Annotated in this window: 21 protein-coding genes and 1 tRNA gene; 20 read left to right on the forward strand and 2 right to left on the reverse strand. The window is 69.3% G+C overall.

Annotation, left to right across the window (positions count from 1 at the left end; genetic code table 11):
- Nucleotides 1–65 precede the first annotated feature (65 nt).
- The 9 genes from ACFZDJ_RS16755 (at nucleotide 66) to ACFZDJ_RS16795 (ending at nucleotide 6,278) form a co-directional block, all read left to right on the forward strand.
- A complete protein-coding gene (locus tag ACFZDJ_RS16755) occupies nucleotides 66–734 on the forward strand; it encodes a DUF2637 domain-containing protein (protein WP_391059735.1) in 669 nt (222 codons plus the stop codon).
- Between the two features lie 20 nt (nucleotides 735–754).
- Entirely contained in the window at nucleotides 755–946 is a 192-nt protein-coding gene (locus ACFZDJ_RS16760) for a mobile element transfer protein (protein WP_391059737.1), read from the forward strand.
- Nucleotides 947–961: 15 nt separating this feature from the next.
- Nucleotides 962–1,117 (forward strand): hypothetical protein, encoded by a 156-nt coding sequence (locus ACFZDJ_RS16765; RefSeq protein ID WP_097224766.1) that lies wholly within the window; start codon nucleotides 962–964, stop codon nucleotides 1,115–1,117.
- Nucleotides 1,118–1,141: 24 nt separating this feature from the next.
- Nucleotides 1,142–1,477, forward strand: coding sequence for a SpdD-like protein (locus tag ACFZDJ_RS16770; protein WP_391059741.1), 336 nt, complete (start codon nucleotides 1,142–1,144; stop codon nucleotides 1,475–1,477).
- Nucleotides 1,478–1,567: 90 nt separating this feature from the next.
- On the forward strand, nucleotides 1,568–1,792 hold the full coding sequence (locus ACFZDJ_RS16775) for a hypothetical protein (RefSeq protein WP_391059743.1): 225 nt from the start codon (nucleotides 1,568–1,570) through the stop codon (nucleotides 1,790–1,792).
- On the forward strand, nucleotides 1,785–3,338 hold the full coding sequence (locus ACFZDJ_RS16780; protein WP_391059746.1) for a DNA cytosine methyltransferase: 1,554 nt from the start codon (nucleotides 1,785–1,787) through the stop codon (nucleotides 3,336–3,338). The genes ACFZDJ_RS16775 and ACFZDJ_RS16780 overlap by 8 nt, the downstream gene beginning before the upstream one ends.
- Nucleotides 3,335–4,726 carry a replication initiator protein RepSA gene (gene repSA / locus ACFZDJ_RS16785; protein WP_391059749.1) on the forward strand — a complete coding sequence of 464 codons (1,392 nt, stop codon included), beginning with the start codon at nucleotides 3,335–3,337 and terminating at the stop codon, nucleotides 4,724–4,726. Before ACFZDJ_RS16780 ends, repSA begins: the two co-directional genes overlap by 4 nt.
- An 11-nt stretch (nucleotides 4,727–4,737) precedes the next feature.
- Complete coding sequence (locus ACFZDJ_RS16790; protein ID WP_391059844.1) at nucleotides 4,738–4,908, forward strand: helix-turn-helix domain-containing protein; 171 nt, start codon at nucleotides 4,738–4,740, stop codon at nucleotides 4,906–4,908.
- On the forward strand, nucleotides 4,905–6,278 hold the full coding sequence (locus ACFZDJ_RS16795) for a tyrosine-type recombinase/integrase (RefSeq protein ID WP_391059752.1): 1,374 nt from the start codon (nucleotides 4,905–4,907) through the stop codon (nucleotides 6,276–6,278). Before ACFZDJ_RS16790 ends, ACFZDJ_RS16795 begins: the two co-directional genes overlap by 4 nt.
- A 73-nt stretch (nucleotides 6,279–6,351) precedes the next feature.
- On the opposite strand, the gene ACFZDJ_RS16800 is transcribed toward ACFZDJ_RS16795, so the two are convergent.
- Together ACFZDJ_RS16800 and ACFZDJ_RS16805 are read right to left on the reverse strand one after the other, a co-directional pair.
- Entirely contained in the window at nucleotides 6,352–6,960 is a 609-nt protein-coding gene (locus tag ACFZDJ_RS16800; RefSeq protein ID WP_391059755.1) for a hypothetical protein, read from the reverse strand.
- 349 nt (nucleotides 6,961–7,309) lie between these two features.
- Nucleotides 7,310–7,381: transfer RNA gene (locus tag ACFZDJ_RS16805), tRNA-Arg, on the reverse strand.
- A 158-nt stretch (nucleotides 7,382–7,539) separates the two neighbouring features.
- On the opposite strand from ACFZDJ_RS16805, the gene ACFZDJ_RS16810 reads away from it, so the two are divergent.
- The 11 genes from ACFZDJ_RS16810 (at nucleotide 7,540) to prfA (ending at nucleotide 22,574) form a co-directional block, all read left to right on the forward strand.
- Complete coding sequence (locus ACFZDJ_RS16810) at nucleotides 7,540–8,100, forward strand: response regulator (RefSeq protein WP_391059758.1); 561 nt, start codon at nucleotides 7,540–7,542, stop codon at nucleotides 8,098–8,100.
- 395 nt (nucleotides 8,101–8,495) lie between these two features.
- Nucleotides 8,496–9,665 (forward strand): ArgS-related anticodon-binding protein NrtL, encoded by a 1,170-nt coding sequence (nrtL, locus tag ACFZDJ_RS16815; protein ID WP_391059761.1) that lies wholly within the window; start codon nucleotides 8,496–8,498, stop codon nucleotides 9,663–9,665.
- Between the two features lie 17 nt (nucleotides 9,666–9,682).
- Complete coding sequence (gene lysA, locus ACFZDJ_RS16820) at nucleotides 9,683–11,074, forward strand: diaminopimelate decarboxylase (RefSeq protein ID WP_384916952.1); 1,392 nt, start codon at nucleotides 9,683–9,685, stop codon at nucleotides 11,072–11,074.
- Nucleotides 11,075–11,356: 282 nt separating this feature from the next.
- The gene (locus tag ACFZDJ_RS16825) at nucleotides 11,357–12,646 is read left to right on the forward strand and encodes a homoserine dehydrogenase (RefSeq protein ID WP_101403748.1); all 1,290 of its coding nucleotides are present in this window, start codon (nucleotides 11,357–11,359) and stop codon (nucleotides 12,644–12,646) included.
- Between the two features lie 6 nt (nucleotides 12,647–12,652).
- Complete coding sequence (thrC, locus tag ACFZDJ_RS16830; RefSeq protein ID WP_101400684.1) at nucleotides 12,653–13,711, forward strand: threonine synthase; 1,059 nt, start codon at nucleotides 12,653–12,655, stop codon at nucleotides 13,709–13,711.
- 492 nt (nucleotides 13,712–14,203) lie between these two features.
- Nucleotides 14,204–15,133 carry a homoserine kinase gene (gene thrB, locus ACFZDJ_RS16835; RefSeq protein WP_384916955.1) on the forward strand — a complete coding sequence of 310 codons (930 nt, stop codon included), beginning with the start codon at nucleotides 14,204–14,206 and terminating at the stop codon, nucleotides 15,131–15,133.
- A gap of 388 nt (nucleotides 15,134–15,521) precedes the next feature.
- Nucleotides 15,522–17,573, forward strand: coding sequence for a transcription termination factor Rho (rho, locus tag ACFZDJ_RS16840; protein WP_391059763.1), 2,052 nt, complete (start codon nucleotides 15,522–15,524; stop codon nucleotides 17,571–17,573).
- A 126-nt stretch (nucleotides 17,574–17,699) separates the two neighbouring features.
- Complete coding sequence (locus ACFZDJ_RS16845; protein ID WP_391059765.1) at nucleotides 17,700–19,601, forward strand: trypsin-like serine protease; 1,902 nt, start codon at nucleotides 17,700–17,702, stop codon at nucleotides 19,599–19,601.
- 208 nt (nucleotides 19,602–19,809) lie between these two features.
- A complete protein-coding gene (locus ACFZDJ_RS16850; protein ID WP_390932029.1) occupies nucleotides 19,810–20,949 on the forward strand; it encodes an LCP family protein in 1,140 nt (379 codons plus the stop codon).
- Between the two features lie 191 nt (nucleotides 20,950–21,140).
- Complete coding sequence (rpmE, locus tag ACFZDJ_RS16855; RefSeq protein ID WP_033323852.1) at nucleotides 21,141–21,362, forward strand: 50S ribosomal protein L31; 222 nt, start codon at nucleotides 21,141–21,143, stop codon at nucleotides 21,360–21,362.
- A gap of 135 nt (nucleotides 21,363–21,497) precedes the next feature.
- Nucleotides 21,498–22,574, forward strand: a complete 1,077-nt coding sequence (prfA, locus tag ACFZDJ_RS16860) for a peptide chain release factor 1 (protein ID WP_054233261.1) — start codon at nucleotides 21,498–21,500, stop codon at nucleotides 22,572–22,574.
- The last annotated feature ends 113 nt before the right edge of the window (nucleotides 22,575–22,687 follow it).

The following is a 22,687-nucleotide window of genomic DNA, read 5'->3' on the forward strand; positions in this document are numbered from 1 at the left end:
CGCCGGGCTCGGGCGGCCGGTCACGATCCCCGCCCGGTCCCGGCACCACAAAAGGAGGTGAAGACATGTCCCGCTCGATCCGCCCGGACGCCGTCCTCGTTCAAGCCGTGATCGCTGGTGCGCTGTCCTTCGCCCACCTGCACGACCTGGCCGACGCTGCTGGTCAGGACGGCTGGAAAGCCTGGGCCTATCCGGTCTCGGTCGACCTGCTCCTGGTCGCTGCCTGGCGACGCCTCCGCTCCGACGGACCGTCCCGGCTGGCCTGGTCCTGGTTTCTGATCGCTCTGGTCGCCTCGCTCGGCGCCAACGTGGCCACGGCCGGATTCCTCGACCTTGCGCACCCGCCGGCCTGGCTGCGATTCGGCATCGCCGGATGGCCCGCGCTCGCCTTCCTCGGCGGGACGCTCCTTGCCCACTCCTACGTGCCCCCTGACCGGGAGCCCGCAGGCCCGGCAACCGAAGTCCCGCAAACCACACCGGACATGGACCTGGACATCGAGCGGGGGCCCGCCAGTGAGGCAGAGCCCGCCTCGCTGCCCGCTGCCGAGGACCCGCCCGCCCTCCCCGCCGCTGATCCTCTTCCGCCAGTCCCGGCCGCACTGGTCGACCACGCCCGCAAGGTCGCCGAAGACCACCGCGCCCGCACCGGCACCCCGATCGACAGCGACACCCTGCGTATCCGCCTCGGCGTCCCGCCCCACCTCGCCGACGCGATCTCAGCCCACCTCACCTGACCCCGAAAGGAGCATCACCCATGGGCATCTACCAGATCTGGCGCGAACTGCACCGCGTCGGAAAGGTCACTGTCGGCACCGCCCACGGACGACGCGGCCAGATCAAATACGTCGCCGCCTGCGCCGCCGACGACTGCGGCTGGGCCGTCGAATACGACGACATCAGCCCCGCCATGATCGCCGCCCAGGGTCATTGCTGCCCCGTCCGCTGAGAGGGGACCGGCGCCATGTCCGTACCGCTGTGGTTCTTCATCGCCTGCGTCGGCCTGGTCGGCATCAAGCTCGTCCGTCCACCGCTCTGGCTCGTGATCGTCCTGCTGATCGGCGGCTATCTCCTCGCCGGCAGCTTCCTCGCCCCCGCCATCGACGCGACCACCAAATGAGCTGACCTAGAAGGGAGTTCCACCGTGTTCCAGCCCCGTATTCCGGTCAACCCGACCCCTGGCCAACAGATCGTCCCCGTGGTCACGCCGACTGCCGTCGACCAGTCTCACCACGCCACGGCCGCCGCCTGCGGCTGCCAACACTACGTGCCGGCCGCCATGGCTTCCGCACCGTCCAGGCCTCCCGTCCAGCTCACCCCGGGTGCCGTCGTGGCCGTCGTCGGCGTGGGCGTTGCCGTGGTCCTCGTCGTGGGCGCGGTCTTGGTCTCCATGCTGCTCGCGGTCGCGATCACCGCCGCTTCCTTGGCCGTGTGCGCGCTCGTCGTCCGCTCGATCCTCGCCAGCCACACCCGACGCTGACCAGCCCCCGGAGCGGCCTCAACCGCCAAGTCTCGTCCGCTCCGGGCGCCGTGCCCCCGTCCGATCTCTCAACCGGAAGGAACGCCCATCATGGCGCACTACACCGAGCTCTTCCCCGACGATGGCCGCATGTGCCCCAACTGCTGGGGCTTCGGCCGTGCGGCCGTCACCGTCGGCACCCGACACGACGACGGCTCCCACAAGATCGTCTTCGCCAACTGCATCGGCTGCAACGGCCTCGGCTGGCTGCCGCTCCAGCTCATCGCCGACGTGTACGACGCGGCGATCGCGCGCCGGGCGGTGGACCGTGTCTGACCTCACCTACATCGACTTCTTCGCCGGGGTCGGTGGCTCGTCCTACGGCGCCGCCTCCGTGCCCGGCATCCGCCCCGTCCTGGCTGCCAACCACTGGGACCGTGCGATCGAGTCGCACAGCGCGAACTTTCCCGACACCGACCACTTCCGCGGCGACCTGCACGACGCTGATGTCGCCCGCTTCCCGGCCGCCGACGTGTTCTGGGCCTCCCCGGAATGCCCCCAGTGGTCCAACGCGCGTGGGCGCCGCCGGGACTTCGACAAACAGCCCGACCTGTTCGGCGAGACCCTGCCCGACCCGGCCGCCGACCGCTCACGCGCCCTGATGTGGGACGTGCCCCGCTACCTCGAAGCCTGCCTGGCCAAGGGCCGGCCGGTGCTCGCCGGGATCGTCGAGAACGTCATCGACGTCCGGGCCTGGGACCTGTGGCACACCTGGCGGGCCACCATCCGCGAACTCGGCTACGACACTCGGCTGATCGCCCTGAACTCGATGCACGCCCGCCCGGTTCGCACGCCGTACGCGCCCCAGTCCCGAGACCGGCTCTACCTCGCCTACTGGCGCCGCTCGCTCGGCCGCGCACCCGACTGGGACAAGTGGCTGCGGCCGTCTGCCTGGTGCCCCGTCTGCGAGACCGGGGTGCACGCGGTGCAGGTGTTCAAGAACCTCCGTCGCGACATGGGCCGATACCGCCAGCAGTACGTCTACCGCTGCCCGCACGTCACCTGCCGCAACGCCCTCGTGGAACCCTCCGTCCTCCCGGCCGCCGTCGCCGTCGACTGGTCGCGCCCTGGCACTCCGATCGGCGCCCGCCCCGGCGGCTTGTCACCCAAGACCCTCGCCCGGATCCGCGCCGGACTCGACCGTTACGCGCTGCCCGTCACCGTCCCGGCAGGCGGCACCTGGCGCACCGAGGCGAGCCCCGTCACGGTGCCGCTGCCCACCCGCACCACCCGCGAGAACGACGCCCTGGCCGTGCCGCCGCTGCTCGTCCCGGTGGAAGGCCGCGACGGTAAGCACGCGGTTCCGGCTGGCGAACCGCTGCGCACCCAGACCGCCCGCAACGAAACCGGCCTGGCCTGGCTGCCCTTCATCGCCGAACTGCGCGGCGGCAACTCCGACGCCCGCCCCGTCCTGGACGCTCTCGCCACCGTCACAGCCTCCGGCAACCACCACGGCCTCGTCACCCCGTCCAGGCTCGAACAGGTCCAGTGGAACAGCCTCCTCATCCCGTACTACGGCACCGGCACCGCGCGCCCGGTGGCCGAACCCGTCGGCACCCTGACCACACACGACCGCTACGGCCTGACCACGGGCAGCCATGTCGACCTGGACGACGTGCAGTTCCGGATGCTGGAGCCGTACGAGATCGGCCGCGGTATGGCCTTCACCGACGCCTACACCGTGCTCGGCACCAAGCGAGAGCGCGTACGCCAGTACGGCAACGCCGTCACCCCACCCGTCGCGGAAGTCCTTGTCTCCGCTCTCATCGAGACCATCACCGGCACTCCGCTCGACCGAGAGACGGCGGTGACCGCCGCATGACCGACACCGCGACCCTTGCGGGCTTGGACCCGGCCACCCTCGCCGACACACTCCGGGTGGCCGGCTCCCCAGGCTTCGACCGCTGGCAGGACCAGATCCGCCGCACCGGCGGCTGCGCCAACCCAATTCACCTCACGGGCTGGACCCTTACCAAGGACAGGACGACCGGGGAGACGCTGCACCACTACAGCACCGAGCACGAGCCGGGCGCACGGTTACGGATCGCCTGCGGAAACCGCCGTGCCTCCCGCTGCCCGGCCTGCGCCTGGACCTACGCGGGCGACACGTACCACCTGATCCGCGCAGGCCTCGCCGGAGACGACCGCCACGGTATCCCCGACGCCGTCCGCGAACGCCCCCGCGTCTTCGCCACCTTCACCGCACCGTCCTTTGGTCCTGTCCACAACCGGCCCGCCCGCGGGTCCTGCCGCTGCGGTAGTCGGCATGCCGAGGACGATCCCGCGCTCGGTACGGCGCTGGACCCGGCAACGTACGACTACTCGGGCGCCGTGCTCTTCAACAACCACGCCGGCGACCTGTGGCACCGCTTCGTCAAGCGGCTGCGCCGTGAGATCGCCGCCCGCGCGGGCCTGACCCAACGCGAACTGGCCGACACCTGCCGCCTCTCCTACGGCAAGGTCGCCGAGTTCCAGAAGCGCGGCGCCGTCCACTTCCACGCCGTGATCCGCCTCGACGGACCCGATGGGCCGGACGATCCGCCACCGTCCTGGGCCACGACCGCGCTGCTCACGGAGTCCATCAGGGCCGCTGCTTTTCACCGCTACTCGACCGTCAGCACGCCCGCCGCGGGGCAGCAGCCGGCCCGCTCCTTCCAGTGGGGCACTCAGCTCGACATTCGCCCCGTCAAGGCTTTCGGTGACGGCTCCGACATCACCGAGCAAGCGGTTGCCTCCTACGTCGCCAAGTACGCCACCAAGGCAGCTGAGAACACGGGCACCCTGGACCGGCCGATCGGCAACCGCGAAGCCCCGGTCGTTCTCGGCGTCCCTGATCACGCCCGGCGCCTCATCGAAGCCTGCTTCGACCTTGACTCCCTCTACCCGGACCGGCGCCTGCGGGCCTGGGCGCACATGCTCGGCTTCCGCGGTCACTTCTCCACCAAGTCCCGCCGCTACTCGACCACCCTCGGCACCCTGCGCCAGATCCGCGCCGACTACCGCGCCGCCCAAGAGCGGCAAGACCGCGGCTTCGACGACACAGAGCCGGACACCGTCATCGTGCTGGCGAGCTGGCAGTACGCCGGCCACGGCCACACGCCCGGGGAATCCGTCCTTGCCGCCGGCATCGCCCGGGATCTCCAGATCAACCGCGAAACCGCACGCGAAGCCTTGCCCGACCAACTAGCCCTGGAAGGAGCGCACCTGTGAGGGATGAACTGATGACCGTTTCGGAGATCCTCGACGAGTTGGGGAAGGTCTCCCGGCGCACCTTCTACCGCTGGCGGGAGCTGGGCCAGGCACCGAAGGCCCTGAAGCTCCCCAACGGTGAGTTGAGGGTGTGGCGAAGCGACTTCACCGCTTGGCTGCGTGAGCGGGAGGAAACCGCGTGAAGTCCCTGGACGTGAAGATCTGGGGGGTTCGCAAGCGCGCTTCGAAGCGGCCCTCTTACGACGTGCGCTGGTCGGTTGCTGCCAAGGTCTTCTCCGAGACGTTCCGGACCAAGGCGCTCGCGGATCACTACCGCACCAAGCTCATGCGCTCCGCGCGGGATGGTGAGGAATTCGACTGCGGCACAGGCCTTCCGGACTCGATGGCAGAAACGAAGGCCAAGCTCACCTGGTACGACTTCGCCTTGAAGTACCTGGCGATGAAATGGCCGCATGCCGCGCCCAACACCCGCGACGGGATCAACGAATCACTGACTTCGGTGACGATCGCGCTGCTCGACGACCGCCCGGGACGGCCAAGTACCCTCCTGATCAGGCAGGCCCTGCGAAACTGCGCGTTCGTCCTCCCCGGGCCGGCTGAACGGGAGGCACCTACCGAGATCGCGAACACCCTGCATTGGATCGCCAAGGCGTCGCGCCCGTTGAATGACCTGGCCGATCCTGTGACGGCGCGTGAGGTGCTCGACTCGTTCAAGATCCGTCTTGATGGCAAGTCCGCTGCGGCCGAGACCGTACGCCGCAAGCGCCGCACCTTCGTCAACGCCTTGCACTACGCCGTTGACCTCGGTGAATTCAGGGAGAATCCGCTGACCGCCGTGCGCTGGCAGAAGCCCAAGGTGTCCAGCGAGGTGGACCCGCGCGTTGTGGTGAATCCGCAACAGGCGCTCGCTCTGCTCCACGCCGTGTCCTACGTGGGTGGCTACCGCAGGGCCCGCGGCCGTCGACTCGTCGGGCTCTTTGCCTGCATGTATTTCGCCGGCCTGCGGCCTGCCGAGGCGATCGGCCTCGCCGAAGCTGACCTGACGCTGCCAGAGCAGGGTTGGGGAACCGTGCTCCTGCATCGCACGCGCCCGAGCGTAGGCAAGCAGTGGACGGATTCGGGGGAGAGCCACGACGACCGCGGGCTGAAGAATCGACCGGCAGAGGACGTCCGTCGTGTCCCGATCCCGCCCCAACTCGTAGCGATACTCAGAGAACACCTCGACACCTTCGGGACCGCCGCTGACGGACGCCTGTTCTACAGCGAGGGCGGGGGAGTGGTCGCCTCGTCGACGTACTGGAGGGCCTGGCAGGAAGCCCGCACGCTTGCCCTTTCGCCAGCCGCGGTGGCTTCGCCGCTGGGCCGTCGACCGTACGACCTTCGCCACTCCGCTCTGTCGACGTGGCTCAACGCCGGGGTCGACCCGACCGAGGTCGCCGAGCGGGCGGGCAACAGCGTTGAGGTCCTGTTGGGCCGCTACGCCAAGTGCATCGACGGGCGGCAGGAGATCGCCAACCGGAAGATCGAGGAGCTGTTGCGCGAGTACGAGTGATCACGGCTCTGCCAGGTGGAGCCCCCCTGGAAGTCTCCGTAGTCGAGCCTCCAGCAACGGCAGTCGTGGAACGTCACGAGTCGGTCTGATGGAGCGTTGCTAGCCCGCTCTCGGAGTGGTGCGCGTCCGGGAGCTCTTCAGTGGTGCGTACCTCAAGGCGCATGAGATCCCGCACATGGCCCTGCAGCGGGATGATCGAGTCCAAGAGGCCGATGATCCTAGTGATCTTTGCCCGACGTGTGGATGGGTCTGACTCGCCTGCGACGTTCATCAGGTGTCGGTATGCGGTCGTGAGTCGTTCATTCACGGGGCTCTCGGCCGCGAGTACTGCGTCGCTTGCCAGCAGCTGGGCTTCAGCGCGGGTGTCTCGCTGAGCGCGTCGCGCGCTACTCACTTCTGTTGCATCCGCGTCGGTGGATCCTGATTTGAGTTCGTATGCGTACGCGAGCATTGCGTCCCTGTACTGGCGATCGTGGGCGTTCAGTTGGGCGTAGCAGCTTCGCAGCTGATCGATCTTGCGTTGATCTTCAGAAGCCCGTTGTTCAGCGGCGCGGATTTGTTGTTCTCGATCCAGTCTCCGTGACTCTGCCCGCTGAGCGAGGACTTGGGTGATCACCGCGGAGGCCAGAGTGCCGCCCACGCCAACGATTGCAACGATTAGAGAGACGGTTGCGCCGGACATCCCCACCCCTTGGCACTCACCTGAGTTCTCATGACGTGGAGACGGTAGCTAACGAGCCCGTACTCTCTGGCCCAAACGCTGATGGTCCGGAGGAGCCTCCGCTGGCGCTGCGTCGTCCGCGGTCGTACTACCGGGTGGCCGCCACCCAGCCTCCCGACTTGGCTGCGGGCTTTGCCGCTCGTCGGGACTGACCAGGGAAAACACTCCAAGATCCTGTCCACGAATAGTCCACAGACGCCGACATAGGGCCGCTCAGGGCGGCATTCGGCTGCACAGGGCTGTAGATACGCGAAGACCCCGGCCTCAGCGTTTCCGCTGATGACGGGGTCTTTGGGCACCTCATAAGGGGTGCCCCCGGCAGGATTCGAACCTGCGCACACGGCTCCGGAGGCCGTTGCTCTATCCCCTGAGCTACGGGGGCGTGTCGGGCGCGGTGTTCGCGGCGACGGGTAGAACCCTACCAGCTCTTTCGTGGGGGACTGGCATGGGTTTATGTGGGGGCGGGGCGGTGTTCCGGGGAGGGGGAGCGGAGGCGTCCGCGGGGGGCCTCCTTGGGGTGGTTGCCACCCCCGCACGGGGGTGGAAGTGGGGAAAACCCGGACGGCGCGGTGGGCGCGGACCTACTCTCGAGTTGTGCCAGGCGCGTCCGGCCGGGTGCTTGTTGTGGACGACAACAAGGTCATCCGGCAGCTGATCAGGGTCAACCTCGAGCTGGAGGGCATCGAGGTCGTGACCGCGGCCGATGGTGCCGAATGCCTGGACGTCGTGCATCACGTGCGGCCCGATGTGGTGACCCTGGATGTGGTCATGCCTCGGCTCGACGGTTTGCGTACCGCCGCCCGGCTGCGTGCCGACCCCCGGACCCGGAATCTTCCCCTCGCCATCGTCAGTGCCTGTACGCAGTACGAGGTCGACAGTGGGCTCGACGTCGGCGTTGACGCCTTTCTTGCCAAGCCCTTCGAACCTGCCGAACTCGTGCGGCTCGTACGGGAGTTGATGGAGCGGCGGGGGAGTGGGGGCGGGGGCGGGGGCGGGAGTGGGGCCGGTGGTGGGGGTGCCTTTGGCGGAGAAGCGTTCGGTCCGGATGAGCTCGGCGCCGAGGAGATCGGGGCCGAGGAGGCCCAGCGCGCCGGTCATTGAGCGGGTGCCGCGCCGCTGAGTGGTGGTGATGAGGAGTCGGGGGTGGTCGGCCCTGCCGGCACCTGCCCATCCGTGTCGGTGATCCGTGATCCGTGATCCGTGATTGGTGATCAGTGCTGCGTGAGGGTGTGGGTTTTCTGTCGCCAAGGATGCGGTCGTCTTGAGGTTCCGGTCCCTCGTTCGCCGACGTTCCCGCACTCCGTTCGAGTTGCCTTACTCCGTACTCCGTCCACGTCGCCACCCCTGCTCCGTCCACGTCGTTGAGCGTCGGCCGTGGCGGTGGTCACTCATCGGCCGTCAGTGAGAACACCCTCGCCCTCCGAGCCCCGTCCACATCCCGGACCCTCGCCAAACCGACTCGCCTACCCACCCCCCTCCTCCCCTACGCTTGTCCCGTGACCCCCGTCGAGCTCTCCCGCACCGTGCTGCGCGCGGTGCGCCGTGCCGTGGACGAGGGCGAGCTGAGTGTGGTCGTGCCGGTACGGGCGGTGGTGACGCCGCCGGGGCCGGGTGGGTGTGGGGACTACGCCACGAACATCGCGTTGCAGTTGGCGCGGCCTGCCGGGCGGCCGGCACGGCAGGTCGCCGAGATCCTGCGGCCCCACCTCACCCGCAGCGACGGTGTCGCCGACGTCGCGATCACCGGACCGGGGTTCCTCAACATTCGCCTGGGGGGTGGCGCGGGCGCCTCTCTCGTACGGGAAATCCGGCTCCAGCGTGACGCGTATGGGTGCGGCGACGTCCTCGCCGGGCAGATCGTCCCGCTCCGGATCCCGTACGACATCCGGGCCGAAGTCGTCGCCGACGCGCTCGTACGGATCGTGGCCACCCAGGGCGGCCGTGCAGAGGTGCACCACATCCATCCCTCGCCCGCCGAGCCCGCCAACCCTGCGGGCACCGGACTCTCGCCCGCCGACCCCGCGGGCACCGAGCTCTCGCCCGCCGACCCCGCCGACCCCGCCGAGCCCGCCGACCCCGCCAACCCCGCAGGCGTCGAGCCCTCGCCCGCCGCCCCCTCACGCACCAAGGCGCCGCACACCCGCCCCTCGCGCCCCCAGCCCGCAACCCTCCGCCCCACCCCCGCCCCCGAAGACCCCACCCCCCTCGGTCCCGACGCCGCTCGCTGGGCCCTGTTGCACCCCGCGTCCCACGACCGGCCGCGGGTCAGTGCCGATCACCTGCTTCAGCGGGAGAGCAACCCGCTCTTCCGGGTCCGGTACGCCCACGCCCGCACCCGGGCCCTCACCCGTAACGCCGCCGCGCTCGGCTGCACCGGCGACCCCGGTGACGTACCCGGCGAGGGCACCGACGCGCTTGTCGGGGCCCTCGCCGGGTATCCGGCCGTGCTGACGCAGGCGGCCCTGCACCGCGCGCCCGACCGGCTCGCCCGGCACCTCGTCACCACCGCCGACGCCCTCCTCGCCTTCCAGCACACCGTGCTGCCGCTCGGCGACGAGAAACCCTCGGCCGCCCACCGTGCCCGGCTCGCGCTCGCCGAAGCCGCCGGGACGGTGCTGGCCGGCGGCCTGTCCCTGCTCGGCATCAGCGCCCCTGACTATCTGTGACCGTCTGTGAGAGAAAAATGAGCCGTTCCGCACACCCCGCCGGGCCCCGTCACGCCGATGTCCTCCCCGAGGGCCACTACAGCGCCCCGCCCGCCGACCTCAACGCCCTCGACCCCAAGGTCTGGGCGCACACCGTCAGCCGTACGGACGACGGCGTCGTCAGCGTCGGTGGGATGGAAGTCACCCGGCTCGCCGAGGAGTTCGGCACCCCCGCCTACTTCATGGACGAGGCCGACTTCCGCGAGCGCGCCCGCGCCTGGCGGACCGCCTTCGGGCACGACGCCGACGTCTTCTATGCCGGCAAGGCCTTCCTCTCGCGCGCTGTCGTGCGGTGGCTGCACGAGGAGGGGCTCAACCTCGACGTGTGCTCCGGCGGTGAGCTCGCCACCGCCCTCTCCGCCGGGATGCCCGCCGACCGCATCGCCTTCCACGGCAACAACAAGTCCGAGGAAGAGATCACCACCGCCGTCGAGGTCGGGGTCGGGCGGATCGTTCTCGACTCCTTCCAGGAGATCGTCCGCGTCGCCCACATCGCGCAGTCCCTCGGCAAGCGGCAGCGGGTGCAGATCCGCGTGACCGTGGGGGTCGAGGCGCACACCCACGAGTTCATCGCCACCGCACACGAGGACCAGAAGTTCGGGATCGCGCTGGCCGACGGGCAGGCCGCGGAGGCGGTGCGGCGGGCGCTCGCGCTCGACGGGCTCGAGCTCGTGGGGATTCACTCGCACATCGGTTCGCAGATCTTCGACATGGCCGGGTTCGAGGTCGCCGCCCGGCGCGTGGTGTCGTTGCTGGCCGCCGTTCGTGACGAGCACGGCGTCGAGCTGCCCGAGATCGACCTCGGTGGAGGTCTCGGCATCGCGTACACGAGTGACGACGATCCCCGCGAGCCGCACGAGATCGCGAAGGCGCTGGGCGAGATCGTCACGCGGGAGTGCGAGGCCGCCAAGCTGCGGACGCCCCGGATCTCGGTCGAGCCGGGGCGGGCCATCGTCGGGCCCACCGCCTTCACGCTCTACGAGGTCGGCACCATCAAGCCGCTCGATGGGCTGCGGACGTACGTCTCCGTCGACGGGGGCATGTCCGACAACATCAGGACCGCGCTGTACGACGCCGAGTACAGCGTCGCCCTCGTCTCGCGCACCTCCGACGCCGAGCCCATGCTCGTCCGTGTCGTCGGCAAGCACTGTGAGAGTGGCGACATCGTGGTCAAGGACGGCTTCCTGCCCTCCGACCTGGCCCCCGGCGACCTCATCGCCGTACCCGCCACGGGTGCCTACTGCCGGTCCATGGCCAGCAACTACAACCATGCCCTGCGCCCGCCGGTCGTCGCCGTGCGCGACGGCGAGGCCCGGGTGATCGTCCGCCGGGAGACGGAGGAGGACCTGCTGCGTCTCGACGTCGGGTGACCGGCCGATCGGGTCGGAACGACCGGCCGATCGGGTCGGAATGACCGGCTGGTCACCCCCGCAATGACCGGCCGATCGAGGTGGGAGTGACCGGCTGATTCAGGTCGGAATGACCGGCTGATCCAGGTCGGAATGGACGGTCGGCCCAGGTGGAAGATCTCCTGCTGCCGGCTGTCGGAAAAATGAAATAGATGTCTCACGATCCGGACCAGGGATAGAAACTCCCGTCCGGTGAGTGAGACTGGTCCAACCGTAGACGGTATGAGGAAACGAGGTCGGATGATGCGTACGCGTCCGCTGAAGGTGGCGCTGCTGGGCTGTGGGGTTGTCGGCTCAGAGGTGGCGCGCATCATGACGACGCACGCCGACGACCTCGCGGCCAGGATCGGGGCCCCCGTCGAGCTGGCGGGCGTGGCCGTCCGCCGGCCCTCCAAGGTGCGCGAGGGCATCGACCCCGAGCTCGTCACCACCGACGCCACCGCCCTCGTCAAACGCGGGGACATCGACGTCGTCGTCGAGGTCATCGGCGGTATCGAGCCCGCCCGCTCCCTCATCACCACCGCCTTCGAGCACGGCGCCTCCGTGGTCTCCGCCAACAAGGCGCTCCTCGCCCAGGACGGGGCAGCCCTGCACGCGGCGGCGGAGGCGCACAACCGGGACCTCTACTACGAGGCCGCCGTCGCCGGCGCCATCCCGCTGATCCGGCCGCTGCGCGAGTCCCTCGCCGGTGACAAGATCAACCGCGTGATGGGGATCGTCAACGGGACGACGAACTTCATCCTCGACAAGATGGACTCCACCGGGGCCGGCTATCAGGAAGCCCTCGACGAGGCCACCGCGCTCGGGTACGCCGAAGCCGACCCGACCGCCGACGTCGAGGCGTTCGACGCGGCCGCCAAGGCCGCCATCCTCGCCGGAATCGCCTTCCACACGCGTGTACGCCTCGACGACGTCTACCGCGAGGGCATGACCGAGGTCACCGCCGCCGACTTCGCCTCGGCGAAGGAGATGGGCTGCACCATCAAGCTGCTCGCCATCTGTGAGCGGGCGGCGGACGGCGGATCGGTGACGGCGCGCGTGCATCCGGCGATGATTCCGCTGAGCCACCCCCTCGCCTCCGTCCGCGGCGCGTACAACGCGGTGTTCGTCGAGTCGGATGCCGCCGGGCAGCTCATGTTCTACGGGCCGGGCGCCGGCGGCGCCCCGACCGCGTCCGCCGTGCTCGGCGACCTCGTCGCCGTCTGCCGCAACAAGCTCAGCGGGGCGACCGGGCCCGGCGACTCCGCGTACACCCAGCTGCCCGTCTCGCCCATGGGCGAGGTCGTGACGCGGTACCACATCAGCCTCGACGTGGCGGACAAACCGGGTGTTCTCGCCCAAGTGGCCACCGTTTTCGCCGAGCACGGCGTATCGATCGATACGGTGCGCCAGCAGGGTAAGGACGGCGAGGCCTCTCTCGTCGTCGTCACCCACCGAGCGTCCGACGCGTCCCTGAACGGGACCGTGGAGGCGCTGCGCAGCCTCGACACCGTGCGGGGTGTCGCCAGCATCATGCGGGTTGAAGGAGAGTAACCAGCAATGACCCACCAGTGGCGCGGAATCATCGAGGAGTACCGGGACCGGCTTCCGGTGTCCGACAGCACGCCGGTCGTGACGCTCCGTGAGGGCGGTACGCCGCTCGTGCCCGCGCAGGTGCTCTCCGAGCGCACGGGCTGCGAGGTCCACCTGAAGGTGGAGGGCGCCAACCCGACCGGGTCCTTCAAGGACCGCGGTATGACCATGGCCATCACCCGGGCCAAGGAGGAGGGCGCGAAGGCTGTCATCTGCGCCTCCACCGGCAATACGTCCGCCTCCGCTGCCGCGTACGCCGTGCGTGCGGGCATGGTGTGTGCCGTGCTCGTCCCGCAGGGCAAGATCGCCATCGGCAAGATGGGCCAGGCCCTCGTGCACGGCGCGAAGATCCTCCAGGTCGACGGCAACTTCGACGACTGCCTGACGCTCGCGCGCTCGCTCTCCGACAACTACCCGGTGGCGCTGGTCAATTCGGTCAACCCGGTGCGCATCGAGGGCCAGAAGACCGCTGCCTTCGAGATCGTGGACATGCTCGGCGACGCGCCCGACATCCACGTCCTGCCGGTGGGCAACGCGGGCAACATCACCGCGTACTGGAAGGGCTACACGGAGTACGCCGCCGACGGCATCGCCGGGCGCACCCCGCGCATGTGGGGATTCCAGGCCTCCGGTTCCGCGCCCATCGTGCGCGGCGAGGTCGTCAAGGACCCGTCGACGATCGCCACCGCGATCCGCATCGGCAACCCGGCCTCGTGGAAGTTCGCGCTGGCCGCGCGGGACGAGTCGGAGGGCCTCATCGACGAGGTGACGGACCGTGAGATTCTGCGCGCCTACCGGCTGTTGGCCGCGCAGGAGGGTGTCTTCGTCGAGCCCGCGTCCGCCGCGTCGGTCGCCGGTCTGCTGAAGGCCGCCGAGCAGGGCAAGGTCGACCCCGGTCAGCGGATCGTCTGCACGGTCACTGGAAACGGGCTCAAGGATCCGGACTGGGCCGTTGCGGGCGCCCCGCAGCCGGTTACCGTTCCTGTGGACGCGGCCACGGCGGCGGAGCGGCTCGGACTGGCGTAAGGCAAAAAGGCCGTATGGCAAAAAGGCCGTAAGGCAAAGGGCTCGGGCCGGCGGACGGCGGGGTGGACGGAGTGGCGTAAAGCCGCCTGGCGCACATCCGCCAGAAGCCGTCGGGGCCTGTCAGGGGCCATCAGCGGCAGGCGGATTTCGCCAGAAGTTGGCGAAATCCGGCCGCCGCCAGGGCCACCCCTAGCGCAACCCGACAGGGGGTGCACGGGGGGCTTACGACACGCATCGTGCGCCTCCTGTGCGCCCTATGTCGCCACAGAACCTTCCTTCGATAGGCTGTACCGAACCCGCCCGCCGCATATGCCGCGGTGCCGCGCCGTCAGTGCGGTCAGTGCAGTCAGGGCAGCCACTGCGGTCTCCGGGTCTTCCGTACGTATCGCAGTCCCTCTCGCAGTTCATCCGAGTTCATCCGAAGCACGTAGTTCCTCTCGCAGCACATCGAAAATCTCGTACATCACGCAGCTCAAGGAGAGTCATCGAGCGATGGCCGGTCCAGCGTTCCGCGCCGCCGCCGTCCGGGTGCGCGTCCCCGCCACCAGCGCCAACCTCGGGCCGGGCTTCGACGCCTTCGGTCTGTCACTGGGGCTGTACGACGACGTGGTCGTCCGGGTGGCCGACTCCGGGCTGCACATCGACATCGCAGGTGAGGGCAGCGAGACGCTGCCCCGCGACGAGAATCACCTCCTCGTACGCTCCCTGCGCACCGCCTTCGATCTGCTGGGCGGACAACCGCGCGGCCTCGAGATCGTCTGCGCCAATCGCATTCCGCACGGGCGGGGCCTCGGCTCTTCCTCGGCCGCCATCTGCGCCGGAATCGTCGCCGCGCGCGCCGTGACCATAGGCGGCGACAGCAAACTCGACGACTCCGCGCTTCTTGAGCTCGCCACCGAGATCGAGGGTCATCCCGACAATGTCGCGGCCTGTCTGCTCGGCGGTTTCACGCTCTCCTGGATGGAGGCCGGAGCCGCGCGGGCGATCAGGATGGACCCTGCCGATTCCGTCGTTCCGGTGGTTTTCGTTCCCGGAAAGCCGGTTCTCACCGAGACCGCGCGTGGTCTGCTGCCGCGCACCGTTCCGCACGTCGATGCCGCCGCCAACGCGGGCCGGGCCGCACTGCTCGTCGAGGCCCTCAGCCGGCGCCCCGAGCTGCTGCTGCCCGCCACCGAGGACCGGCTGCACCAGGAGTACCGCGCCCCGGCCATGCCGGAGAGCGCGGCGCTGGTGGAGCGGCTGCGGGCCGACGGCATCCCCGCGGTGATCTCCGGCGCGGGCCCCACCGTCCTCGCGCTGGCCGACGAGGAATCCGCCGACAAGGTCGCTCATCTCGCAGGTCAGGGCTGGGCCGCCAATCGGCTGGACCTCGACGCAGCGGGAGCGTGCGTCCTTCCGCTCGCTCCGGCGGGCGTTCATTAAAAGCGCGCGGTTGCCGGATTTGGAGAGGGGGAATGTTTGTTGGATCCGGTAGTGTTAACCTCAAGTCTGCACCCGACCCCACCATGGCGAGGTGCTTCGTGTCCCCGTCCGGGACAACCATTCTTCCGGGAGCCTCCCAAACTGCTTTGTGCCATGCATTGGGTGCTATGCGCTGAGCAGTGCTGAGCACGCTCCGGAACCGGCGTGACCGTGCCGATGACACCGCAATTCAGTGCCACGGCTCCGGAATCGTCATCACCAGATATGTCTTCCGCCTCTTTGGCGGACCACCGCCCCGGCACGGTCCACACAGCAAGGACCAATGCCGGACAGCACAACCGGTCGCCGAGCCAGACAGGCCGACGTCCGCTCCAGGGAAGGACCCTTCGTGAGCGACACCACCGATCTGATGGGCGCACGTGTCGAGGAGACCGCTGCCGCGCCCGCCACGGACGCCTCTGCCGCGCCTGCCTCCGGTGCCGGCTCCCGGCGGCGCCGCGGTACCGGCCTCGAGGGCATGGTGCTGGCCGAGCTGCAGCAGGTCGCGTCCGGCCTCGGTATCAGGGGCACCGCGCGGATGCGCAAGAGCCAGCTGATCGAGGTCATCAAGGAGGCGCAGGCGGGCGGGGGTGCCCCGGCCAAGGCCGAGGCCGCCACCGAGACCAAGCCGAAGCGCCGGGCCACCTCCAAGGCCCGTACCGGCGACGACGCCGCTCCGGCCGCCGAGAAGAAGGCCGCCGAGAAGCCCGTGGCCGAGAAGGCCGTGGCCCAGCAGCAGATCGAGATCCCCGGTCAGCCGGCCAGTGACGACGCCCCCGCGGGTGAGCGCCGCCGTCGCCGTGCCGTGGCCGAGGCCGGCAGCCCCGAGACGGTCACCGCCGAGGCGAAGAGCGAGCCGAAGGCCGCCGCCGTCGAGGCCGCCGCCGAGACCAGGACCGACGCCGGTGACGGTGTCGACGGTCGGCAGGGCCGCCGGGACCGCCGTGACCGCGGCGAGCGTGGCGACCGCGAGCGTGGTGGCCGTGACCGCGACCGCCGCGGTGGCAAGGGCGACGAGCAGCAGCAGGGCCAGGGCCAGGGCGGCGCCGGCCAGCAGCGCCAGGAGCGCCAGGAGCGCCAGGACCGTCAGCAGCAGGGCGGCGGCCGTCAGGACCGTCAGGACCGCCAGCAGCGTGACAACGGCCCGCAGGACGACGACGACTTCGAGGGCGGCCGCCGCGGCCGTCGCGGGCGCTACCGCGACCGTCGGGGCCGTCGTGGCCGCGACGAGTTCGCCACCAGCGAGCCGCAGCTCGCCGACGACGACGTCCTGATCCCCGTCGCGGGCATCCTGGACATCCTCGACAACTACGCGTTCATCCGTACGTCCGGCTACCTGCCGGGCCCGAACGACGTGTACGTGTCCCTCGCCCAGGTCCGCAAGAACGGTCTGCGCAAGGGTGACCACGTCACCGGCGCGGTCCGTCAGCCCAAGGACGGCGAGCGCCGCGAGAAGTTCAACGCGCTCGTGCGCCTGGACTCGACCAACGGCATGGCCCCCGACTCCGGGCGCGGGCGGCCGGAGTTCAACAAGCTGACGCCCCTTTACCCGCAGGACCGCCTCCGTCTGGAGACGGACCCGGGCGTGCTGACGACCCGCATCATCGACCTCGTCGCGCCCATCGGCAAGGGCCAGCGTGGTCTGATCGTGGCCCCGCCGAAGACCGGCAAGACCATGATCATGCAGGCGATCGCCAACGCGATCACGCACAACAACCCCGAGTGCCACCTGATGGTCGTCCTGGTCGACGAGCGTCCGGAAGAGGTCACCGACATGCAGCGGTCGGTCAAGGGCGAGGTCATCTCCTCGACCTTCGACCGCCCGGCCGAGGACCACACCACGGTCGCCGAGCTCGCCATCGAGCGTGCCAAGCGTCTCGTGGAGCTGGGTCACGATGTCGTCGTCCTGCTCGACTCGATCACGCGTCTGGGCCGTGCGTACAACCTCGCCGCCCCGGCCTCCGGCCGCATCCTGTCCGGTGGTGTCGACTCGACGGCCCTCTACCCGCCGAAGCGCTTCTTCGGTGCCGCGCGCAACATCGAGGACGGCGGCTCGCTGACCATCCTCGCGACCGCGCTCGTCGACACCGGGTCCCGCATGGACGAGGTGATCTTCGAGGAGTTCAAGGGCACCGGCAACGCCGAGCTCAAGCTCGACCGGAAGCTCGCCGACAAGCGCGTCTTCCCGGCGGTGGACGTCGACGCGTCCGGTACCCGTAAGGAAGAGCTCCTGCTCGGCAGCGACGAGCTCGCCATCACCTGGAAGCTGCGTCGCGTGCTGCACGCGCTCGACCAGCAGCAGGCGATCGAGCTGCTGCTCGACAAGATGAAGCAGACGAAGTCGAACGCCGAGTTCCTGCTGCAGATCCAGAAGACGACGCCGATGCCGGGCAACGACTGACGACATCCGCACAGCTGAGGGCCGCTCCCCGTGACGGGGGCGGCCCTTTGTGCTGCCTGGGACACATGTACGATCGCGCTCTCTTTCAACGTATGAGTCTCAGGGGGGACTTGAGTGGATACGTCCATGTCCGGGCGCGGTCGTCACAGACGCCGGATACGCATCGCGGTGCCCGTCGCGGCGGCGGCCCTGGCGGCGGCCGTCGGGGGCGCGCTCCTGATGTCGTCGGCGAACGCCGCCACCACGCAGCCGGCGCCGCTCGCCAGGACGACCGGCACCTCGCCGAGCCTGGCCACGCTGCAGAAGCGGATCGCCGGGGCCGTCGCGAGTGACGGCAGGGCCGGACAGCCGACGACGAAGGCCTCGCCGAGCACGAGCGCGGGTACGAGCGCGGGTACGAGCACGAGCACGGGTACGGGTACAGGCGCGGGCAAGACCGCGACCACCGGTACGAGCACGGGCGCGAGCGCGAACACGAGCGGCGCCTCCGTCGACCCGAAGATCATCGGCGGCACCACGACCACCATCACCACCGCCCCGTGGATGGCCCAGCTCTGGTACCTCGACGACAAGGGCACCAGCGACACCAGCGACGACTTCGGCTTCTTCTGCGGCGGCTCCGTCGTCTCGCCGACGAAGATCCTCACCGCCGCGCACTGCGTCAAGGACGAGCAGGGCAAGAGCTACGACTGGAAGGCCCACGGCGCCGTCGTGACCGGCACCTCGCAGCTTCCCTCGGGCGGCGGAACCGATCTGCACGGCGGCACCGCCACCGCCGTCCTGCGGCAGTGGAACCACCCCTCGTACAAAGCGTCGACCATCGACAACGACATCGCGGTCCTCACGCTGGACGGTCCCGTCAAGGCCAAGCCGATCCGGATGACGACGTCGGGCGACACCGCCTCGTACGCCTCCGGTACCAAGGCGACGCTCTACGGCTGGGGCCGCACCTCCTCCGCCACCCAGGACATCTCCGAGACCCTGAGGACGGCCACGCTGCCCATCAAGTCCGACGCCACGTGCGGCGGCTACTACGGCGGCGAGTTCATCAAGGGCCACATGGTCTGCGCGGGCAACCCCGCGACCGGCAGCGACACCGGCACCACCTCCGCCTGCAACGGCGACTCCGGCGGCCCGCTGATCGTGGGCGGCCGCATCGTGGGCGTCGTCTCCTGGGGCGTGGTGGACTGCGTCGAGAAGGGCGCGTACAGCGTCTTCACCAAGGTCAGCTCGTACGTCGGTGCCGCCTACCCGCGCGTCGACGACACTAACCTGAGCGGCGACGACAAGGCCGACCTGTTCGTCCGCAACTCCTCCACCAAGACGCTGTACGAGAAGGACTCCAAGGGCACCTCGTTCGGCGCCCGGCAGTCGTGGGGCGGCTGGAGCACGTCGAACGTCGTCCTTCAGGCCGACCTCGACCGGGACGGCTACCAGGACGTCGTCGAGCGCCGCACCTCCAACGGCGACATCCACTGGTGGCACTACCTGCCGTCCACGGGCAAGTGGGCCGACACCAAGCTCTTCAGCGACTGGAGGACCCGCACCCGCATCCTCGCTCCGGGCGATGTCACCGGTGACGCGCTGCCCGACCTGCTCTCGGTCGACTCCGGCGGCGTCCTGTGGATCTACCCGGGCAAGGGCAACGGCACCTTCTCGGCCCGCGTCAAGGTGAGCTCCGGCTGGAACCAGTACAACTCCCTGCGTGCCCACGGCGACTTCACCGGCGACGGCAAGGCCGACCTGATCGCGCGCAGCAAGACCGGCTCGTACGTCTACCTGTTCAAGGGCACCGGCAAGGCGGGCTCCGGCGCGTTCTCCAGCCGGATCAAGGTGCGCACCTGGGCCGGCTACGACGCCTTCGACGCGGTGGGCGACGTGACCGGTGACGGCAAGGCCGACTTCCTGGCCCGTACGCCCGCCGGCACGCTCTACCTGTACCCCGGTACCGGCAAGGCGACCAGCGAGATCTTCGCCACAGCCATCAAGATCGGCACTGATTTCAAGCAATACGACATCTTCGGCTGAAATCGCAGGTGAGCGAGGTTTCCCCGAGCTCGCCCGTCACGCACTGTGCCCATCGCGCCACGCGGTGGGCGCAGTGCGTTGTGCAACCCTTGCCCGAGTTTCCCCGTCTGACCGTACGGAGTGACCATGAGGCACTACATGGCGCACCGGACCGTGCTTGGCCCTGAAAGCAGGGGGTAACCGACCGCAACGAGGACAAGAGGAGCACATGCCTGCCGAGAGCATGCCGGAACCCGGTACACCGGGTGAGCCCGGCACGAGCGTCCCGCATCGCCGCGCGAAGGGCAGCCGCCGCAAGTCGCGCAGCACGCGAAGCAAGGCCCTGCTCATCACGGCCTGGACCGCGGCGGGCGTCGTGGTGCTGGGGGGCGCCGGCGCCGGGTACCTGTATGTCAAGCTCAACGGCAACATCAAGACCGTCGACATCAACCAGGCCCTCGGCACCGACCGGCCGCTGAAGGTCGACAACGGCTCCGAGAACATCCTGGTCCTGGGCTCCGACACCCGTTCCGGCAGCAACAAGGCCCTCGGCGGCGGCACCGACGACGGCAGCGCCCGCTCGGACACGGCGATGATCGTGCACATATACGAGGGCCACAAGAAGGCCAGCGTGGTCTCCATACCCCGCGACACCCTGGTCCCGCGCCCCTCCTGCACCGACGCCAAGGGCGTCACCCACGCCGCCGCGTCCAGCGTGATGTTCAACTCCGCGTACTCCACCGGCGGGGCCGCCTGCGCGGTGAAGACCGTCGAGTCCATGAGCGGTATCCGCATGGACCACTACATCGAGGTCGACTTCAGCGGCTTCCAGAAGCTCATCGACGACCTCGACGGTGTTCGGGTGACCACCACCAAGAACATCAAGGACCCCGACAGCCATCTGAACCTGACCGCCGGCACGCACACGCTCGACGGGCAGCAGGCGCTCGGCCTCGTCCGCACGCGGCACGGCGTCGGCGACGGCTCCGACCTCGGCCGCATCCAGCTCCAGCAGGCGTTCATCAAGGCCCTGGTCAACCAGGTCAAGCACATCGGCGTGCTGTCCAGCCCCACGAAGCTGTACGACCTCGCCGACACCGCGACCAAGACCGTCACCACCGACTCCGACCTCGGCACGGTCAAGAACCTCGCGTCCTTCGCCAACGGCCTCAAGGGCATCAGCTCGTCGAACATGAACATGGTGACGATGCCGGTCCAGTACGACAGCGCCGACGCCAACCGCGTCCTCGTCGACAAGGCCAAGGCGCAGCTGGTGTGGACCGCCCTGAAGAACGACCGGACGATCCCGAAGGCGGCCACGAAGGGCACGGCCACGGGCACCGCGAAGGGCGTCGTCAGCTCGGGCTGAGCCGGTACGGAGGCCGCGCCGAGGCCCGTACGAGGTCCGGACGGGCCCCGTACGCAGGCTCGGGAATAGATCATCCATGCCCCCGGTTTTGGGGGATAGCGCCAGTCCTGGCAGACTGGTACGTCGGCTCCGGTTCACGCACCCGCATCCCGCGGCGGCGACCCGGCGCCCTCCCGAAACTAGGAGACACCTTGAAGCGCGACATCCACCCCGAGTACGTCGAGACGCAGGTCAGCTGCACCTGTGGCGCGTCGTTCACCACCCGTAGCACGATCTCCAGCGGTTCCATCCGCGCCGAGGTCTGCTCCGAGTGCCACCCGTTCTACACGGGCAAGCAGAAGATCCTCGACACCGGTGGCCGCGTGGCCCGCTTCGAGGCCCGCTTCGGCAAGGCTGCCGCTGCCAAGAAGTAGCGAGCCCACAGCGCCGGTCTTCGGCGTCCCCGGCACGGGGGCGCCGGGACCGGCGCTTTGCGGTGCAGCCCCTATTCGTCTTACCTACGTCCCAGAGCCCATCATGGAGCTGGGGACAGTCCATTGGAGCCGGAGATGTTCGAGGCGGTCGAGGAACTCATCGGTGAGCACGCCGATCTGGAGAAGAAGCTCGCTGACCCGTCGGTGCACGCCGACCAGGCCAACGCGCGCAAGCTGAACAAGCGCTACGCCGAGCTGACCCCGATCGTCGCGACGTACCGCTCCTGGAAGCAGACCGGGGACGACATCGGCACGGCGAAGGAGTTCGCCGCCGACGACCCCGACTTCGCGGCCGAGGTCAAGGAGCTGGAGAAGCAGCGCGAGGAGCTCACCGAGAAGCTCCGCCTGCTGCTGGTCCCGCGCGACCCCAGCGACGACAAGGACGTCATCCTCGAGATCAAGGCGGGCGCGGGCGGCGACGAGTCGGCCCTGTTCGCCGGCGACCTGCTGCGCATGTACCTGCGCTACGCCGAGCGCGTCGGCTGGAAGACCGAGATCATCGACTCCACCGAGTCCGAGCTCGGCGGCTACAAGGACGTCCAGGTCGCCGTGAAGACCAAGGGCGGCCAGGGCGCCACCGAGCCCGGTCAGGGTGTCTGGGCGCGTCTGAAGTACGAGGGCGGGGTGCACCGCGTGCAGCGGGTGCCCTCGACCGAGTCGCAGGGCCGTATCCACACCTCCGCGGCCGGTGTGCTGGTCACGCCCGAGGCCGAGGAGGTCGACGTCGAGATCCACGCGAACGACCTGCGGATCGACGTCTACCGTTCGTCGGGCCCCGGCGGTCAGTCCGTCAACACGACCGACTCCGCGGTGCGCATCACGCACATTCCGACCGGAGTCGTCGCCTCCTGCCAGAACGAGAAGAGCCAGCTGCAGAACAAGGAGCAGGCGATGCGTATCCTGCGCTCCAGGCTCCTCGCCGCGGCGCAGGAGGAAGCGGAGCGTGAGGCCGCGGACGCCCGCCGCAGCCAGGTCCGCACCGTCGACCGCTCCGAGAAGATCCGCACGTACAACTTCCCGGAGAACCGCATCTCGGACCACCGCGTCGGATTCAAGGCGTACAACTTGGACCAGGTGCTCGACGGGGACCTCGACGCGATGATCCAGGCGTGCGTCGACGCCGACTCGGCCGCGAAGCTCGCGGCCGCGTAAGGCGGAACGGCGGACGGCCGAACGGCGGAACGGCCGAACGGCCGAACGCAGCTTTGTGAGGCCGTACTTGTAAGCCCTGCTCGTCAAGCCGTACGACAACAGCTCAGCCCCGG

It is taken from the genome of Streptomyces sp. NPDC007896 (assembly GCF_042959425.1).
In the GTDB taxonomy this organism is placed as follows: domain Bacteria; phylum Actinomycetota; class Actinomycetes; order Streptomycetales; family Streptomycetaceae; genus Streptomyces.

What these genes read in the sequence shown, in the direction of transcription:
- repSA (WP_391059749.1), top strand. Translation starts at nt 3,335, where the DNA reads ATGACCGACACCGCGACCCTTGCGGGCTTGGACCCGGCCACCCTCGCC.
- ACFZDJ_RS16775 (WP_391059743.1), top strand. Translation starts at nt 1,568, where the DNA reads ATGGCGCACTACACCGAGCTCTTCCCCGACGATGGCCGCATGTGCCCC.
- prfA (WP_054233261.1), top strand. Translation starts at nt 21,498, where the DNA reads ATGTTCGAGGCGGTCGAGGAACTCATCGGTGAGCACGCCGATCTGGAG.
- thrC (WP_101400684.1), top strand. Translation starts at nt 12,653, where the DNA reads ATGACCCACCAGTGGCGCGGAATCATCGAGGAGTACCGGGACCGGCTT.
- ACFZDJ_RS16845 (WP_391059765.1), top strand. Translation starts at nt 17,700, where the DNA reads ATGTCCGGGCGCGGTCGTCACAGACGCCGGATACGCATCGCGGTGCCC.
- ACFZDJ_RS16765 (WP_097224766.1), top strand. Translation starts at nt 962, where the DNA reads ATGTCCGTACCGCTGTGGTTCTTCATCGCCTGCGTCGGCCTGGTCGGC.
- ACFZDJ_RS16850 (WP_390932029.1), top strand. Translation starts at nt 19,810, where the DNA reads ATGCCTGCCGAGAGCATGCCGGAACCCGGTACACCGGGTGAGCCCGGC.
- ACFZDJ_RS16760 (WP_391059737.1), top strand. Translation starts at nt 755, where the DNA reads ATGGGCATCTACCAGATCTGGCGCGAACTGCACCGCGTCGGAAAGGTC.
- thrB (WP_384916955.1), top strand. Translation starts at nt 14,204, where the DNA reads ATGGCCGGTCCAGCGTTCCGCGCCGCCGCCGTCCGGGTGCGCGTCCCC.
- ACFZDJ_RS16800 (WP_391059755.1), bottom strand. Translation starts at nt 6,960, where the DNA reads ATGTCCGGCGCAACCGTCTCTCTAATCGTTGCAATCGTTGGCGTGGGC.
- ACFZDJ_RS16825 (WP_101403748.1), top strand. Translation starts at nt 11,357, where the DNA reads ATGCGTACGCGTCCGCTGAAGGTGGCGCTGCTGGGCTGTGGGGTTGTC.
- lysA (WP_384916952.1), top strand. Translation starts at nt 9,683, where the DNA reads ATGAGCCGTTCCGCACACCCCGCCGGGCCCCGTCACGCCGATGTCCTC.
- ACFZDJ_RS16755 (WP_391059735.1), top strand. Translation starts at nt 66, where the DNA reads ATGTCCCGCTCGATCCGCCCGGACGCCGTCCTCGTTCAAGCCGTGATC.
- ACFZDJ_RS16790 (WP_391059844.1), top strand. Translation starts at nt 4,738, where the DNA reads ATGACCGTTTCGGAGATCCTCGACGAGTTGGGGAAGGTCTCCCGGCGC.